Raw genomic sequence first — 16,243 nt, forward strand, 5'->3', positions numbered from 1 at the left:
CCGTCAGTTCTTCAGCGGTTTGCCGGTGGTCATGGTGTGGCGCATACGCTCGATGGTCTTATCCTGAGCGATCAGACGCATCATGCCGTCGGTCTCCAGCTTGTGCAGCGCTTCCTCGTCCAGCTGGCCACCAGTGCCACCGGCCAAAACGTGAGCCGTTTCACGGGCGATATCGACCGTGTAGGGCGCGTCGGGCAGAGCGTCAGTCAGGGCGGTCAGCTTGACCGCCAGCGCCGCATTGATCGCGTTCGCATCCAGCTCGATCTCGGCTTTGGCTGGGGCTGCGTAGCCATCGACCAGAGCCAGCGCTGCCGCTTTGGCATCTGCCAGCAGACGGTCGCGGTTCATAACCACGCCATCCGTCGCGCGCAGGTAACCCGCGTGCTGCGCCATTGGGGCAGAGCCCACCATCAGCGCGGCAGAGATCACGTCAAACGCAGCCTCGGCGCCCTTGATCGGATCACCCAGTTCTGCGGTCTTGCTCAGCAACAGGGCTGTTGTGCCACCCCACGCAGGCAGCAGACCCACGTTGGCCTCAACCAGACCGATGTTGCTTTCGAGATAGGCCATGACACGATCCGAATGCATCAAGATCTCGCATCCGCCACCAAGGGCCAAACCGCAAGCGGCTGACACAACCGGGAAAGGCGCGTACTTGATCTTGCGCATCGTCGCCTGACCGATGGCCAGTTGGTCCGCGACCAGAGCCAGCTCGCCCGCATCTGCACGATCCAGCGCCTTTTTCAGGTTGGCCCCGACCGAAAAATGGTTGCCATCCGATCCGATGACCATCGCCTTGAAATCACGTTCGACCACATCCAATGCGTCCGACACACCGCTCATGACCAGATCGTCCAGCGCAGCGTTGGGTGCAGTGATCGTCAGCAGGGCAACACCGTCGCCCATGTCGCGCAGGACAACTGCCTCGGTTGCAAACACTGGCGCGTCGGTCAGGTCAGAGGCAAAGATCACACCCGGCCCACGTGGCACATCCGCCTGCTCGCCCGAGGGCAGCAACACCTTGCGGTCCAGACCTTTGCCGGAATAGATGCCACCGCGTTCAGCGGCCAAGACCAGCAGCGGCGGGACATCTTGATCTTCGGCTTTGAGGCGCGCGACGATTTTGTCCGCACCGATCTTATCTATCAGCTTGAACGGACCCATGCGCCAGTTATAGCCAAGCTCCATCGCCACATCGATGTCGGCAGGGTTGGCCGTGATTTCCGGCACGCAATAAGCGGCATAAGACAGGGTCGGACCCATCACAGCCCACGCGTAATCGGCAAGACGGTCACCCGCTTGGTCGATGAAATCCACGCCAAAGGTTTTGGCCAGTTCCGGCCCCTTGGCTTGCGCGCGATAGTCCAGCGTGGCCAGATCGACGGCTTCGATCAAGGTCTTGCCCGCCTCGTTCTTGGACCGTTTATAGAAGCCAGCGCCCGCCTTACGGCCAGCCAGACCTTTGGCGGCCATCTGATCGAACAGCTCCAACCCCTCGGTGTGGGTCTGTTGCGGGTCATTGCTTTCAAGCAGGTTGCGCATCGACAGGCGGGACTTGCCCATCAGGTCAACGCCGATCAGGTCCATCAGAGCAAAAACACCTGTGCCCGGCACACCAAAGGGACGCGCCAGAACAGTGTCGGCTTCCTCAACAGTGATACCACGAGCCACAGCCTCGCGCGCGGCGGCATTCATCCACAGCCCACCCAAGCGGTTCGCGATAAAGCCAGGCCGGTCGTTACAGGGCACCACGGTCTTGCCGAGGCGCTCGTCACTGAACGTACGCGCGCGCTCAGCAGCCGCCGGGTCGGTGTCCGGGCCAGTGACCAGCTCGATTAGGCGCATATAGCGTGGCGGGTTGAAGAAATGGACAATGACAAACCGCTGGCGCAGGCTCTCATCCATTTCAGACACCAGATCCGCCAGCGGGATGGTTGATGTGTTCGAGCTAAGCAGCGCATCGTCGCGCAGATAGGGCGCGATCTTGCCATAAAGCGCGTGCTTGATGGCGAGATCTTCGAGGACGACCTCAACCACCCAGTCGCAATCGCGCAGCTGATCCAGATCGTCGTCCAGATTGCCAGCTGTCAGACGGCTGACATAGGCCGGATCGGCCAATTGCGGCGCGCGGCCTTTGGTCATGCGGCCAACAGCACCCTTGGCAAGGACAGAACGATCCTCGGCGTCTTTTGGCACGATGTCGAGCAGAACCACCTGCGCCCCGGCGTTGGCGAAATGGGCGGCAATGCCTGCGCCCATCACGCCCGAGCCGATAACGGCTACTTTGTTGATTGCAGACATTACAGAACCTCGAACAGGCCAGCTGCGCCCATGCCGCCGCCAATGCACATTGTGGCGACGATGTATTTCGCGCCGCGTTTCTTGCCTTCGATCAGCGCGTGGCCGACCATGCGGGTGCCCGACATGCCATAGGGGTGACCGACCGAGATCGCGCCGCCATCGACGTTCAGTATCTCGTTCGGGATGCCCAGTTTCTGCGCGCAGTACAGCGCCTGCGAAGCAAAGGCTTCGTTCAGTTCCCACAGACCGATGTCGTCCATTTTCAGGCCATTGCGCTCCAGCAGCTTCGGCACGGCAAAGACCGGACCAATGCCCATTTCATCGGGTTCACAACCAGCAACCACATAACCGACATAACGACCCAGCGGCTCCAGGCCACGCTGTTCGGCCAACTTCTCTTCCATCACGACCTGCGCCGAACCACCATCGCTCAGCTGAGAGGCGTTACCGGCAGTGATCCATTTGCCTTCGCCCATGACCGGGTTCAGACCCTGCAGGCTTTCAAGAGTGGTCGATGGGCGGTTGCATTCGTCCTGCGTCAGCGTGACCTCTTCATAGGTGATCTCGCCGGTTTCTTTGTTCTTGTTGGCCTTGGTGACGGTGATCGGTACGATCTCATCATCAAACTTGCCTGCGGCTTGAGCCGTCGCCGTGCGCTGCTGCGATTGCAGGGCAAACGCGTCCTGTTCTTCGCGGCTGATGTTGTACCGCTCGGCCACGGTGTCGGCGGTCTGGATCATCGGGTTGTAAAAACCGCGGACGTTGTTTTCGATCCAGTCCTCTTTCAGGCGGAAGGTGTTGTCACGCCCCATCACCAGCGAGATGCTTTCGGCACCACCCCCAACAACCACATCACATCCATCAACCATAACGCGCGAGCAGGCACGAGTCAGCGCTTCCAGACCCGACGAGCAAAAGCGGTTGACGGTCACACCAGAGGCCGTCACGGGCAGGCCCGCGCGCATAGCGATCTGACGACCCAGGTTGCCGCCATTTGCGCCCTCGGGCACGGCATTGCCGATGATCACGTCTTCGATTTCCGACGGATCAACGCCCGCGCGCTTGACCGCTTCGGCCACGGCATGGCCGCCATAAACGGCCGGGTGAGTGTCGTTGAAGGCACCTTTGAAGGCTTTGCCAATGGCGGTACGGGCGGTGGAGACGATAACAGCGGAACGCATAAGAAATTCCTTTCGGAGGAGGAGAAAGAAGGGAAAAAGGGGGCGTCTCGCGCCCCCGACAAGTTAGTTATCAGTGGGCAGCTTGTAGTCTGCGTATTGCTCGCGCAGGTGCAGTTTGGAGACTTTACCGGTCGCGGTGTGGGGCAGCTCGGCCTGGAACACCACGTCATCGGGCGTCCACCATTTGGCGATCTGGCCATCATAAAGCGCCAGCACGTCTTCGCGAGTAACATCCGAGCCGTCGCGTTTGACCGCAACGATCAGCGGACGCTCGTCCCACTTGCGATGCTTGGCCGCAATGCAGGCAGCTTCGAGCACGTCCGCGTGGCTCATGGCAATGTTTTCCAGGTCGATCGAAGAAATCCACTCGCCGCCCGATTTGATAACGTCCTTGGTGCGGTCGGTCAGGCGCAGATAGCCTTTTTCGTCGATGGCGGCGACATCACCGGTCGAAAACCAGCCGTCTTCGGTGAACGCGTCGGCACCTGCCCCGCCCCAATAGCTGGACGCGACCCAGTGACCACGTACCTGCAACATACCCGAGGCCTGACCATCATGCGGCAGACGCTCGCCCGCGTCGTTGACGATGCGCATTTCGACACCATAGAGGGCGCGGCCCTGTTTGGTCTTGATCTGCAGGCGTTCGTCGATGGGCAGCTTGTCTTCGCCGCGCTTCAGCACGGCGAGCGAGCCCACCGGCGACAGTTCGGTCATACCCCAGCCGTGGACAACCTCGGTCCCGTGATCCTTTTCGATCTTTTCGATCAAGGACAGCGGTGCAGCCGAACCGCCCATCATGGCGCGCTTGACGGTCTTGAGCTTTTCGCCGCGCTGATCGAGGTATTCGTAAAGACCCAGCCAAACGGTCGGCACGCCCGAGATCATGGTGACCTCTTCGCCGTCCATAAGCTCTTGCAGAGGTGCGGGGTCCATACCCGGCCCGGGCAGAACCAGTTTGGAACCATTCATCAGCGCCGCATAGGGAATGCCCCAAGCGCAGGCGTGGAACATCGGCACAACCGGCAGCGTCGCGTCGCGCGAGCTGAGCGCCAGCCAGTCGCCACCCGACACACCCATGGCGTGCAGTACGGTGCCACGGTGGGAATAAAGAACGCCCTTGGGGTTGCCGGTGGTGCCCGACGTGTAGCAGAGCGCCATGGCGGCGTTTTCGTCAATCTCGGGCCAGTCAAAAACGTCAGGCTTGCCAGCGATCAGGCTCTCATAGTCGCTCACTGGCGTCTTCATCTCTGGCACGCGATCCGGGCCGGTCAGGCTGTACCAACCCTGGACGGTGGGGCAGCGGCTGGACACCGCGTCGATCAGCGGTGCGAAAGTGGTGTCAAAGAACAGGTGCGTGTCTTCGGCGTCGTTTACGATGAAGGCAATCTGGTCGGGGTGCAGACGCGGGTTGATGGTGTGGCAGATCGCACCAATGCAAGCCAGAGCATAATACAGCTCTAGGTGCTGCGCGTTGTTCCACGCCAGCGTTGCGACACGGTCACCTGCGCCAACACCCATTTCGGTCAGCGCGTGTGCCAGCTGCTGCGTGCGACGGCCCATGCCGGCAAAGGTGTGGCGATCGACGGACATGTCGGAATTGCGCCAAACGATCTCGGCCTCGGGGTGGGCGCGCATGGCGTGACGAAAGATGCTCGTCACGGTCAGTGGCATGGTCATGATCTGGCCGGGGATTGATTGTTTGGTCATGGGGTATCCTCCCGTATTGAACTGCCGGAGGGTCTCCCCACCCGGCAGATGGATGTTCAGGTTGTGATAGGGTTCAGAGTTGTGGGGGTGTCAGGCGTCCGACGGCTTGTTCCAGAATATGGCTCAAGCCAAGAACACCCACGTCGTCAAAACGTTGACCGATGATCTGAACGCCGATGGGCAGGCCATTTCGGTCCAATCCCATGGGGACGTTCGATCCGGGTTGTTCGGTGAGGTTGAACAGGAATGTATTGGCCCAGCTTTCAAAGATGCGGGTGGGGTCCGAACCTGGAAGATCAGCGTCAAAAGCAGTGTCGGGGGTCGAAGGCAGGATCAGGAAATCATAGCCTTCGATCAGTTTCAGTGTCCGCTCACGCAAACGCTGTGTAGCGACAAAATTTGCGTGGTGATCTAACGCTGTCAGTTCAAGCGCCCGGCGCGTCCAATCGTAGATCACCGGCGTTTTACGTTGTTCGACGTCGGGGTGCTGACTCAACTCGCTCAGCGTACGAACCATATAAAACTGTTCTGCTGGTTCCCATTCGCCCCTTTCAAAAGGAATGGTGTCGAGGCGATCCACGTGAACCCCCTGCCCCCGCAGCGTCTCACCCGCGCGCACGATGGCATTGGCGACGTCCTCGGCCACCGGCTCACCGATGCCAAGCTCGGTGATCACCAGCGCGCGCTTGCTAGGCCGGGTCAAAGCGGTCGAGTTCCGCGACATAGTCCATACCGTCGCGCGGCAGGGCCGAGAAGTCGCGCCCATCCGCACCGGTCAGCACATTCATGTGCAGCGCCACGTCAGTGATTGAGCGCGCCAGAGGGCCAGCAACCAAGACGGGGCTGCCCTGAAAGTAATATGGAACACGACCATAAGACGGTTTGTGCCCTGCCAGACCGCAATATGAGGCCGAGCAGACGGATGGAACCGACGATATCGGTGCCAATCGACACCGGCTCGATCCCCGCACAGACACTCGCCGACGCGCCCGAAGACGAGGCGCCGGTGGTCTTACTCAGATCCCGGGGATTTCGGGTGACACCGTGGTACGAGCTGACACCAGCGGCCAGAATTCCATAGTCGCACATGGTGTTCTTGCCAACGATGACAGCACCGCTGTCACGCATTCTTGCGACAGTGGGGTGATCGGAGGAGTGGACCACCCCGCTGCCGACGGCCGACCCACGATGGGTTGGCAGACCGTTGGTTTCCAGCGCGTCCTTGATCGTGGTTGGCACCCCATCGAGCCAACCCAAGGGCGCGCCATCACGCCAACGGCGTTCAGATGCCTTTGCCTGCGCCAATGCCCCATCGTGATGGACGTGATAGATCGCGTTGATCTTGGGATTGACCTCTTCTATCCGGGCCAACGTCGCTGTCAGGGCCTCAACCGGTGACAGCTCGCGGCGGCGGAACAGATCGGTCATTTCGACCGCAGAAAGATGGGACACGGACACGGTCATAATCGTCTCGAACAGGCTAAGGGATTGTTACTCTTCGTACTTCTTCACGTAGTAGGCCTTGGAGGCGATCTTCCATTCGCCGTTGGTCTTGATCAGCGACAGGTAGTCGATGAAGTATTTAGGCTGCACCGCGCAGTCGATTTTCACGAATGCGGTGTTGGGACCAGATTGGTCGATGTGCACGACGTGGCCATAAACCGGATAGCCCAGTTCCTTGGGGCTTTTGCGACCCGCGACCAGGTCTTTGTACTGTTGCAGCGTCATGTGGATGTAGCTGCCATCGTCATTGGCGCAGCACAGGTCACATTCCGGCAGGAACTGCTTGTCGATTGCAGCGACATCACCTTCATGCAAGCCGATCATGTAGTCCTGCATCATGGTTTCGATTGTTGCGATATCCGCCATCTTTTCCTCCAACGGGGTTACGCCGCCACCGGCGCGAGTTTGTAAAAGCCGCGCTGCGCATAGATCAGCGCCGACGCCTCGGGGTTCAGGTGAACAGCATCCACCAAGCCAAAGAAGACACGGTGCGTGTGCGCATCCGTCCACTCGCTGACGGTGCATTCAAAAGACGCGACCGCCTCTTTCAGGATCGGCAGGCCACTGGCCGAACGTTCCCATGTACCGGCCATCTGGAACTGCTTTTCCTTGTCCTCTTTCGAAGAAAACGCACCCACAACATCCGTAAGGCTGTCGGGCACAACGTTCACGGCGAACTTGTTCGATCCCATGATGTAATCGAACGTCCGCGCCGTGCGGTTTGTGCAGATCAGCAGCGACGGCGGATCAGCGGCCAGCGATGTAACAGCCGTAGCCGCCATCCCGGCGCGAGCGCCTTCATGCTCGGACGTGATGATGGTGGTCGAGGCCGCCAGCAGTTGCATGCCCTGCTTGAACAGCTCTTGCGTATTGTCTTGGGTCATGGCGACCTCCTCTTGTCGTAAGTGGTGTCGGGCCTGTAGCGACCCGACAATGCGATCAGCCGTTGACCTGCTTGATGACACCTTCGGAGAACTCGATCAGAGCTTCTTGCTCGATGTCGTCACCGAAATAATTTACGTGGTGCCAGACGAAGAACTCGTCGATCTGATAACGCTCTGCCAGTTCGCAGATCTGGTCCACAACCTGTTGACGCGAACCGTCCCAGACACGGCCAAGCGGCACGTGATAGGGCGGCGCGTCATAGGCCTGCTTCCACAGGGTGTCGAACATGCCGCGATACTGCTTGGTCTTTTCTGGGGTCTTACCCATCAGCAGGTGACCACCCAATGCCAGAACGTCGTTGTTGGTTGTCTCTTTCAGGCCATTTTCATGCGCGGCCTGCAGACACTGCTCCAGGATGACCGGCATGAACTCTTCTTTGTCGGCGGTCACAAACGACACCATCTTGGCACCCTCGGACGCCCAGAAACGTGCGGTCTCCATCGAGTAGGAGAACGGCGCGTAGACCTTGGGGTGAGGTTTCTGCAGCGGTCGCGGAACGATGCCCGACTTGCGCAGAATCTTGTTTTCATCAACCGGATTGTCACCGCCCCAAAGTTTCGTCGGGTTGAATTCCCATTCCACATTCGACGGGAAGTTCCAGAACTCGCCCTGATGCTCGGTCAGGTCATCGGTCCAGAGCGATTTGATCAGACGCCAGTTTTCATACATGGCGCGACGGTTGCGCTGGTCCGCTTCGGATTTGTCGGATTCGGCCGAAGTGATGTCCAGGTGCTGCCCCATGGTCGCGGTCCAGCGTGGGGTGTTGCCGCGAGAGAAGCCCGCGAACACACGACCACCGGTCATGTGGTCGAGCATCGCGATGTTTTCCGCCGTGGTGATCGGGTTCATCGCGGTCAGGTTCATACCCAGCTGACCAACTTTGAAGTTTTTGGTGTGCTGCGCGATGTACATGTTCCAGAACAGAGGGTTGGTGGTGCACTCCACCCCTTCGACCTGCATGTGATGCTCGGTCAGGCAAAAACCCTCATAGCCCAGCTCTTCGGCCAGAACCATCTGGTCGCGCAGCGTGTGCATCATCTTGTTGAACCGACCCGGATCGCGACCGGCAAGTTGGGCGTCTTCGCCATGTTGCCGAGCGAACGGGATGGCAAGAATTTTGAACTTCATGGCGTGCTTCCCTGAAAATAATGAACGTTCACTAACCTTCACCTGAAAACGCGATATCGTCAAACAATTTTTGTTGATATGTTACAGAGGTTTAGAAAAATCCCTACGTCAAGAAATTTAGTGAACGATCACTTCTTTCTGAGTTATGCTACTTAAACACGCTGGACAACCGGTACTGTCCCAAGCATCGTACGTTTGACCATCAGAGGACAGAGATCGACACATGTTTTCGTATTCCGCAGCTCAGATAACGGAATTTATTTCTAAAAACCAAAATGATAGCGCATTTGCATCGCTTGCCTTGGAGGCCGCGCGTCACGAGCTAGAGCGGGATTGTGATGGTCGGTTGGTCTTGGTCAGCAGCACTGTATCCGCTCTGGCACCAATTTCGAAGGAATCACTTGTTGCAAAACCAACGAGATTGTCCGCAAAAGGTGCTCCCCAACAAGTGTGCCGCGTGGTGTTATCCCAACTATCGAATGGCGCATCAAAAAAGCGCAGCGTCGCAGAAGCGTTGTGTATTTTCCAGCTTCACGAAGCGGATGCCGACGAGGCACCGACGTCGACTTCTGCAACGCAACCACTAGCCCCAAAATCTCGCGAAAACCTGTCCAGCACGGCAGAAACGCGTCGTCTTCAGATATTTGAGGGCGCTTGCAAGGTCATTGCCCGGCACGGTTTCGGCAATGCCACAATGCGCGAAATCGCACGAGAAGCCGGATTGTCGGTGCCCTTGATGTATAAGTATATCAAAGACAAAGATGACATTTTGTATTTGATTATGTCGGTGAACATGCAAGGCATGTTCAACTTCTTTGACAATCAGGAATTTAGCGCCTAAGCACGCCCAAAGAGAACCTGATCGGTGCAGTCGACAAGTATATCGACTACATCGGGGAAAATCGGAAGTATATCAACTTAGTGTATTCGGAAACACGGTCGCTGAGCGCTGAAAACAGGTTGAAGGTATTTGACACCGAGCGTGATTTTATGCGGCGGTGGCAGGCCATCATTGATGACGGTATCGACAAGGGGCATTTTCGACCCGTCAACACAGAGCTTTTATCAAACTTCATCTACTTTCTATGTACGGTCTGGGCTCTGCGACATTGGAGCATCGGCCACTTCCCGGTAGACGAGGTGAAGGTTGCGCTACACGACTTTGTCTTGACAGGCCTGTTGAAAGAGGAAAGTTAAAGTCGATCCAAATCTATAGAATACTTTTTTGTCTTATTTGACAATAAACTAACTTACTGATACAGTCCGATCAACCTAGTGAAAGGCAGTTTCGAATTATGGGGCGTCCCTCGGTTCAAAAACAACGCAAAGCGGAAGTTCTCGATGCTTTTCTGACTTGCGCCGCAAAATATGGAATCGAAGGTGCAACACTCGAGCGGATCGCGGCTGAAGCCGGATTGAAACGCCCTTTGATCAGGCATCACTTGGGAAACCGGGATGATATGGTCAAAGCACTGTCCGAATACGTTCTCGTTCAAATATCCCAATTGGTTGATGAAATGCGTGAAGCGCTTGAGGGGTATCCAACTGCCAAGAATTTCATCGACGCACTTTATACGCCTGAAAGTGAAACAGACCCGCGTCTGAATATCGTCTTTCAATCCTTGATGCAGACGTCCGAGGGATATCCGGGGCTACGCGAGGAACTCATCAGTGTGATGCAGTCGTTCTTTGACTTGGCGAGCGGAGTGATGTCCAGAAACTATCCTCACGCCCCTCAAGCCGAGTGTGATATTGTAGGCCAGGGGATCGTTGGTCTGTATTTGACAATGGATTCTTTTTCTCCCCTCAACCCTCCTTCAGAATGGTCGTACTCGTCATACTTTTCGGCATTGCGTCTAGCCAATTCGCTTACTCAAAAGAACTGATACCGCTTTCTGCCTGGATTGCCGAACAAAGCTTAAGGCATAGATCTGGACGTTCCCATCCAGAGTTGCAGTGATGACGCGCTACATATTATTTCTCGAAACCCTCACCGTAGTCTTTTCTCAAGGGAATGGGCTTTTCCAAATAAAAAAGGACCGGCAGCTATGCTGCAGGTCCTTCGCAGGTCAACACCTGGAACAGGTTAGACTTCCAGCCATTCTTTACGAACTTCGGCGTTATTCTTGAGATCGTCTGGCGTTCCTTCGAACACCATGTGGCCATGGCCCATGACATAAACTCGGTTGGTGACCCGCATGGCGATGGTCAACTTTTGCTCCACCAACAGGATCGAAACCCCACGCTCAGCAATTTGCACCAGCAGATCCCCAACCTGTTCCACAATCTTGGGCGCCAAACCTTCGGTTGGCTCGTCGATCATGATGAAATCCGGGTCTCCCATCAGGGCCCGGCACACGGTCAGCATCTGCTTTTCACCGCCTGACATCACCGACGCATCGACATCAGCACGGGTACGCAAGTTGGGGAACATGTCGAACATGTCCTCCATGCTCCATCGTCCGTCACCATCTTTTTGTCCGGGCTTGAGGCCCAGCATCAGGTTCTGGCGTGTCGTCAGGCCCGGAAAGATATCGCGGTTTTCGGGGACATAGCCAATGCCTTTCTTAGCGATCTCATAGCTTTTTCGCCCTGCAATCTCTTCCCCGCGGAACTGGACCGAACCCTTGGGTTCGACCTCGCCCATGATGGCTTTACAGGTGGTTGAACGGCCTACACCGTTGCGTCCCAACAGCGAGACGATCTCGCCTTCGCCGACCTCAAGGTTGACGCCCTGCAGGATGTGGCTTTTGCCGTAATATGCGTGAAGATCATTTACCTTGAGCATCTTACGCGTCCTCTTCTTCAAGCGTTGTACCCAGATAGGCCTCTTTCACCTTGGCCGAGGCACGCACGGCGTCCGGCACGTCTGACTCAATGATTTCGCCGTATACGAGAACCGAAATCTTGTCGGCCAGGTCAAAGATCACACCCATGTCGTGCTCAACGATCATCAGCGTCTTGTCCTCGGTCACCTTACGGATCAGGTCCACGATCAGGTCGGTTTCCGAATGGCTCATACCCGCACAAGGCTCATCCAACAGGATGATGTCGGCGCCCCCCGCGATGGTGATCCCAATCTCCAACGCGCGCTGCTCGGCATAGGCCAGCGTACCGGCCAGCAGATCGCGACGCGCGGTCAGGTTGATCTCTTCCAGGATCTGCTCGGCCTTTTCGGTCACATCGCGCTGACCATTGATCATGTGCCAGAACGAATACTTGTAACCCATCGTCCACAGCAGACCGCAGCGAATGTTTTCGAAAACGGTCATGTTAGGGAAGATGTTGGTGATCTGGAACGACCGGCTCAGGCCGCGGCGGTTGATCTCGAACGGCTGCATGCCGCTGACATCTTCACCGTGCAGGTAAACCCCACCCGAAGTCGGCGCAAACCGACCGGTGATCAGGTTGAACAGGGTGGACTTACCCGCCCCGTTCGGGCCGATCACCGCATGACGCTCACCCTTTTCGATCTTGAGATTGACGCCCTGGATAATCTTGGCCAGGCCAAAGCTTTTTTCCAGATTGCGCAGTTCGATTGCGGGAACTGTCATTGGGCGTCTCCTGCGTGGTTGGCTTCGTCCCAGGCTGCCTTGATCGACGGCAGGATGCGCGAGACCAAGAACAACGAGATGGCGGCGATCACGATACAGAACCCAAGGGCCTGAAAGCCGTGGCTGTCGAAGGTGATCCCATAGAGCGACATGGTGTGGTCATCACCAAACGAATGCCGTTTGTGGAAACTGATTTCCAGGATCGCTGCCAGCGACAAAACACTGGTGATCGCCGGAATGGCCGCCTTGAGATAAGGACCAACCAACAGGTTGAGTTTACCAAGCGCCAGCGGGCGGCGGTGCATCGCGATGATCCCGGCAAAACCGCCTGGGAAGAACATCACGCAGGCCACGAACAGGATGCCCAGGTAGAGCGACCAGATCTCGGTATAAAGACCCAGAACCGTCTGCAGCAGGGTGAACACGATCGCTCCGATGATCGGGCCTACAAAGAAGCCCACGCCACCCAGGAAGGTGATCAACAGGATCGAGCCTGAGGTTGCGAGGTTCAGGTTCTCTTCGGTCAGGATCTCAAAGTTGATGGCGAACAGCGAGCCTGCCACACCGGCAAAGAAACCCGATGCAATGAACGACATCCAGCGCACCCGACGTTGAGAGTAGCCCAGGAATTCAGCCCGTTCTTCATTGTCACGCACGGCATTGGCGATCCGGCCAATCGGTGTGCGCGAAAACAGATACATCAGCACGGTCGCAACCAAGAGCCAGATTATGGTCAGATAGTAGACCTCGGACTGTGCTGCGAAATCGTACCCCAGAACTTCGGGCCCCATGGTCCGGTCGCCCGAGATGCCCTCTTCGCCACCAAAGAACACGACGATGATGATAGAGCAGGCGGCGATCAACTCGCCCACACCCAGTGAGATCATGGCAAACACGGTGCCCGCACGGCGGGTCGAGAAACTGCCGATGATAAAGGCAAAGGCCATACCGAACATACCGCCCACAACGGGCAGCAGCGGCAGGGGCAGCCAGAGCCCTTCATATTCCACCATGTTCATGACGTGCATGGCAAAGAAGCCACCAAGACCCATGTACACAGCATGACCAAAAGACAGCATCCCGCCCTGCCCCAGCAACATGTTGTAGCTGAGAGCAAAGACGATGGTGATTGCCATCTGGTTCATGATGGTCAGCGCCGAGCTGGACTGAAAGATCAGTGGCAGGCACAGCAGGAACAGCGCGGCAAAGGCCCATGGCAGAAGATTGGACAGCGAGATAAGTCGCCGATTGGGATTGGACACAACTTGCGTTTTAGATGCGGTATTCATGTCTCACGTTTCCCCATCAGGCCCTGCGGACGCAGCACAAGGACAAAGACCATCAACAGATAAGGCAGGATCGGCCCGATCTGAGGCAAGGTCAGGGTCCACAAATCCTGCAGCGGGTGGTCCCAGATGTTTTCAGGTTTGGTAAATCCGATGAAGGTCAGGATGTCCTCCATCGCGACGTTGTAGGCCGCGGCGAAGGTTTGCAGCCAGCCGATGATCAGCGAGGCTACCAAAGCGCCCCAGAGCGAGCCAAGACCGCCGATCACGATGGTCACAAACACGATCGAGCCCAGCTGAACCGCCATGCCAGGGAATGTCCCCAGAACCGGCCCTGCAATCACGCCGACCAGACCGGCCATCGCAGTACCCACACCGAACACGCCCATGAACACCAGCGGCACGTTGTGGCCCAGGTTCTGCACGGTTTCGGGATAGCTGAGCGCGGCCTGAATGGTCATGCCGATGCGCGTTTTGGTAAGGATATAGAGCAGCGTCAGGAACAGCCCCATCGCAACAAAGATCATGAAGACCTTGTAGGCGGGGAAAGAGTTTCCGGCGATTGCAAAAGCAGCAAAGTTCAGCGCTTCGGGCTCGGAATAAGCCATTTGGCTTTTGCCCCAGAAGAACTGGACCACTTCTTCGATCAGCAGCGCCAGACCAAAGGTAAAGATCAATTCGGGCACGTGCCCGTATTTATGTACGCGCCTCAGACCGTATCGCTCGATAAGCGCCCCAAAGACGCCGACTATGACTGGAGCGACCAGAAGGCCCAACCAGAATCCGGTTATTGTGCTGATCTGGTAGGCGAAATACGCCCCCAACATGTAGAAACTGGCGTGGGCAAAGTTCAGAACACCCATCATCGAAAAGATGAGTGTAAGGCCACTGCACAGCATGAACAGCAGCAACCCCGTAACCAGGCCATCCAAAATATTAACGAGGAACAATGCCATCGTTGTCGGCTCCCTGATGAGATTTTCGGTTTTTCTTGGTCTTGTCCCGTCAGGAAACCCCTGACGGGACAGTCTGGCAACCTTTAATGCAATGACGAAGCGTTACGGGCGCTTCATCTTGCAAGTGGTTGGCGCATCTGCCGAGGCCAGCTCGACGACGGTCTCGGCAATCATGCCGTGGCCCGAGTTGTCATAATCAAAGGTCAAACCATCTTTGGCCTGGCCCTGAACGGTCACAGTCTGGATTGCCTGGTGATCGCTTTCACGCATCACTGTCTTACCCGTCAGAATGCCGTCATGCTCCATACCTTCCAGAGCGTAGGCGATCGCTTTGACGTCTTCGGCATTGCCAACTTCGTTGATGGCTGCAGCCAGCATCGGAGCGACGTTCGCCATCTGAGGCTGACCCAGATCCAATTCCGGGAACTTCTCGTAGTACGACGCGGTGAACGCTTCGGCGTCTGCCGACAGCGGCGGGTTGATCTGACCGGCACCAGCCAGTTTCACAATGCCGTCGCCCTGATCACCAAAGTTCGCGGTGATACCCGAGGTGGCACCATAGTAGGTGTAGATCGGCTTGGTGAAGCCAGCACCCATGACAGCCTTGCCCAGGCCAACCATGTCACCGCCCCAGTTGCCTGTGATCACCGCATCCGCTTCGCTCGAAATGACTTTGCGTGCGTACGGAGTGAAGTCCTTGACCTTGCCAATCGGGTGCAGTTCGTTGCCGACGATTTCGATGTCGGGGCGCTTTTCGCCCAGGAACTTGACCGCTGCGGCAGCAACAGCCTTACCGAACGAATAGTCCTGACCAATAATGTAGACTTTTTTGATGTCTTCGTTTCCGGCGATATCGTCGGTCAGCGCGTCCATCTTGATGTCTGCGTTGGCATCGAAACGGAAGTGCCAGAAGTTACATTTGTCGTTGGTTAGCGCAGGGTCAACCGCCGAGTGGTTCAGGAAGATGACCTGATTGTCAGGGTTACGCTTGTTGTGCTTCTTGATCGCATCGGTCAGCGCGTTGGCAACGCCGGACGATGCGCCCTGAGCGATGAAACGAATGCCCTGGTCGATGGCGACTTGCAATTGAATCAGGGATTCTTTCGCGCTGATCTTGTTGTCGAACGGCACGATCTCGAACTCGGCCGCGCCATTCAGCAGGGCACCTTTCTTGTTGACCAGTTCGTCAACTGCGTGACGATAGATCGACAGGCCCTGGTTGCCCGTCGACGCAAACGGCCCCGACAGCGGGTCAATAAAGGCGATTCGGATCTTTTCCTGCGCCATGGCCGAGGTTGCAGCCAATCCGGCGACAACGGCACCGACCAGCAACGACTTGAACTTATTCATTTGTTCCCTCCCTAAGGGTTTGGATTTGCTCGTGGGTAGATAAACACCCATTTGCTTGATCGTGCCAACTTTTGGTTAGTGATCGTTCACCACTGTTGAAAATAATCGTTTGTGTGTCAATGATCTTTTTTGACAGCTTATCGATCAGATTTGCGACTTGGCAACCTTCAACTTTGCGGCGAGGAAAATCCGATCGAGTCGCTGAGCAACTCACCATCAATCGCACCAGAAACCCTGCAAGAACAGAGGAGGGTTAAACGGGGCTGACCTGGGGCACCTCTAATGCGAGTGACTTTTATCAAGCAAATACAACATGATGGCAACTGAAAACT

16 protein-coding genes and 1 pseudogene are annotated in these 16,243 nt (G+C 56.8%); 3 read left to right on the top strand and 14 right to left on the bottom strand.

The genetic code is table 11. The features are described from left to right. Positions 1–3: 3 nt before the first annotated feature. The 9 genes from ACZ1HE_RS18185 to ACZ1HE_RS18225 all read right to left on the bottom strand — a co-directional run bounded on the left by ACZ1HE_RS18185 (position 4) and on the right by ACZ1HE_RS18225 (position 8,765). Positions 4–2,301: a 3-hydroxyacyl-CoA dehydrogenase/enoyl-CoA hydratase family protein gene (locus tag ACZ1HE_RS18185; protein ID WP_472623070.1), complete on the bottom strand. Its 2,298-nt coding sequence runs from the start codon at positions 2,299–2,301 to the stop codon at positions 4–6. After that, complete coding sequence (locus tag ACZ1HE_RS18190; protein ID WP_472623072.1) at positions 2,301–3,482, bottom strand: acetyl-CoA C-acyltransferase; 1,182 nt, start codon at positions 3,480–3,482, stop codon at positions 2,301–2,303. Before ACZ1HE_RS18190 ends, ACZ1HE_RS18185 begins: the two co-directional genes overlap by 1 nt. A 63-nt stretch (positions 3,483–3,545) precedes the next feature. Next, entirely contained in the window at positions 3,546–5,189 is a 1,644-nt protein-coding gene (locus ACZ1HE_RS18195) for a long-chain-fatty-acid--CoA ligase (RefSeq protein WP_472623074.1), read from the bottom strand. Between the two features lie 73 nt (positions 5,190–5,262). Further along, complete coding sequence (locus ACZ1HE_RS18200) at positions 5,263–5,913, bottom strand: amidase family protein (RefSeq protein ID WP_472623076.1); 651 nt, start codon at positions 5,911–5,913, stop codon at positions 5,263–5,265. Continuing rightward, positions 5,879–6,085 (bottom strand): amidase family protein, encoded by a 207-nt coding sequence (locus tag ACZ1HE_RS18205; protein ID WP_472624545.1) that lies wholly within the window; start codon positions 6,083–6,085, stop codon positions 5,879–5,881. The genes ACZ1HE_RS18200 and ACZ1HE_RS18205 overlap by 35 nt, the downstream gene beginning before the upstream one ends. Beyond that, positions 5,991–6,641, bottom strand: a complete 651-nt coding sequence (locus ACZ1HE_RS18210; protein ID WP_472623078.1) for an amidase family protein — start codon at positions 6,639–6,641, stop codon at positions 5,991–5,993. Before ACZ1HE_RS18210 ends, ACZ1HE_RS18205 begins: the two co-directional genes overlap by 95 nt. 39 nt (positions 6,642–6,680) lie before the next feature. Continuing rightward, positions 6,681–7,058 carry a nuclear transport factor 2 family protein gene (locus ACZ1HE_RS18215; RefSeq protein ID WP_472623080.1) on the bottom strand — a complete coding sequence of 126 codons (378 nt, stop codon included), beginning with the start codon at positions 7,056–7,058 and terminating at the stop codon, positions 6,681–6,683. Between the two features lie 17 nt (positions 7,059–7,075). Then, complete coding sequence (locus ACZ1HE_RS18220) at positions 7,076–7,576, bottom strand: flavin reductase family protein (protein WP_472623082.1); 501 nt, start codon at positions 7,574–7,576, stop codon at positions 7,076–7,078. 55 nt (positions 7,577–7,631) lie between these two features. Then, a complete protein-coding gene (locus ACZ1HE_RS18225; RefSeq protein ID WP_472623084.1) occupies positions 7,632–8,765 on the bottom strand; it encodes an LLM class flavin-dependent oxidoreductase in 1,134 nt (377 codons plus the stop codon). A gap of 223 nt (positions 8,766–8,988) precedes the next feature. Here ACZ1HE_RS18225 and ACZ1HE_RS18230 point away from each other — a divergent pair, with 223 nt between their 5' ends. The 3 genes and pseudogenes from ACZ1HE_RS18230 (at position 8,989) to ACZ1HE_RS18240 (ending at position 10,651) form a co-directional block, all read left to right on the top strand. Further along, positions 8,989–9,606 carry a TetR/AcrR family transcriptional regulator gene (locus ACZ1HE_RS18230; RefSeq protein ID WP_472623086.1) on the top strand — a complete coding sequence of 206 codons (618 nt, stop codon included), beginning with the start codon at positions 8,989–8,991 and terminating at the stop codon, positions 9,604–9,606. A 14-nt stretch (positions 9,607–9,620) separates the two neighbouring features. Continuing rightward, positions 9,621–9,962: pseudogene (locus tag ACZ1HE_RS18235) on the top strand (hypothetical protein); the annotation flags it as partial. 98 nt (positions 9,963–10,060) lie between these two features. After that, positions 10,061–10,651, top strand: coding sequence for a TetR/AcrR family transcriptional regulator (locus ACZ1HE_RS18240; protein WP_472623088.1), 591 nt, complete (start codon positions 10,061–10,063; stop codon positions 10,649–10,651). A gap of 200 nt (positions 10,652–10,851) precedes the next feature. Here the strand turns inward: ACZ1HE_RS18240 and ACZ1HE_RS18245 are convergent, their stop codons facing one another. From ACZ1HE_RS18245 to ACZ1HE_RS18265, 5 genes are all read right to left on the bottom strand, one after another. Beyond that, positions 10,852–11,553 carry an ABC transporter ATP-binding protein gene (locus tag ACZ1HE_RS18245; RefSeq protein ID WP_472623090.1) on the bottom strand — a complete coding sequence of 234 codons (702 nt, stop codon included), beginning with the start codon at positions 11,551–11,553 and terminating at the stop codon, positions 10,852–10,854. A gap of 1 nt (position 11,554) precedes the next feature. Beyond that, on the bottom strand, positions 11,555–12,319 hold the full coding sequence (locus ACZ1HE_RS18250) for an ABC transporter ATP-binding protein (protein WP_085794569.1): 765 nt from the start codon (positions 12,317–12,319) through the stop codon (positions 11,555–11,557). Next, positions 12,316–13,608, bottom strand: coding sequence for a branched-chain amino acid ABC transporter permease (locus tag ACZ1HE_RS18255; protein WP_472623092.1), 1,293 nt, complete (start codon positions 13,606–13,608; stop codon positions 12,316–12,318). The genes ACZ1HE_RS18250 and ACZ1HE_RS18255 overlap by 4 nt, the downstream gene beginning before the upstream one ends. Further along, a complete protein-coding gene (locus tag ACZ1HE_RS18260) occupies positions 13,605–14,561 on the bottom strand; it encodes a branched-chain amino acid ABC transporter permease (protein ID WP_472623094.1) in 957 nt (318 codons plus the stop codon). Before ACZ1HE_RS18260 ends, ACZ1HE_RS18255 begins: the two co-directional genes overlap by 4 nt. A gap of 102 nt (positions 14,562–14,663) precedes the next feature. Beyond that, positions 14,664–15,911, bottom strand: a complete 1,248-nt coding sequence (locus tag ACZ1HE_RS18265) for a branched-chain amino acid ABC transporter substrate-binding protein (protein ID WP_472623096.1) — start codon at positions 15,909–15,911, stop codon at positions 14,664–14,666. Positions 15,912–16,243: the final 332 nt, after the last annotated feature.

The organism is Falsiruegeria sp. JB4-1 (assembly GCF_055693495.1).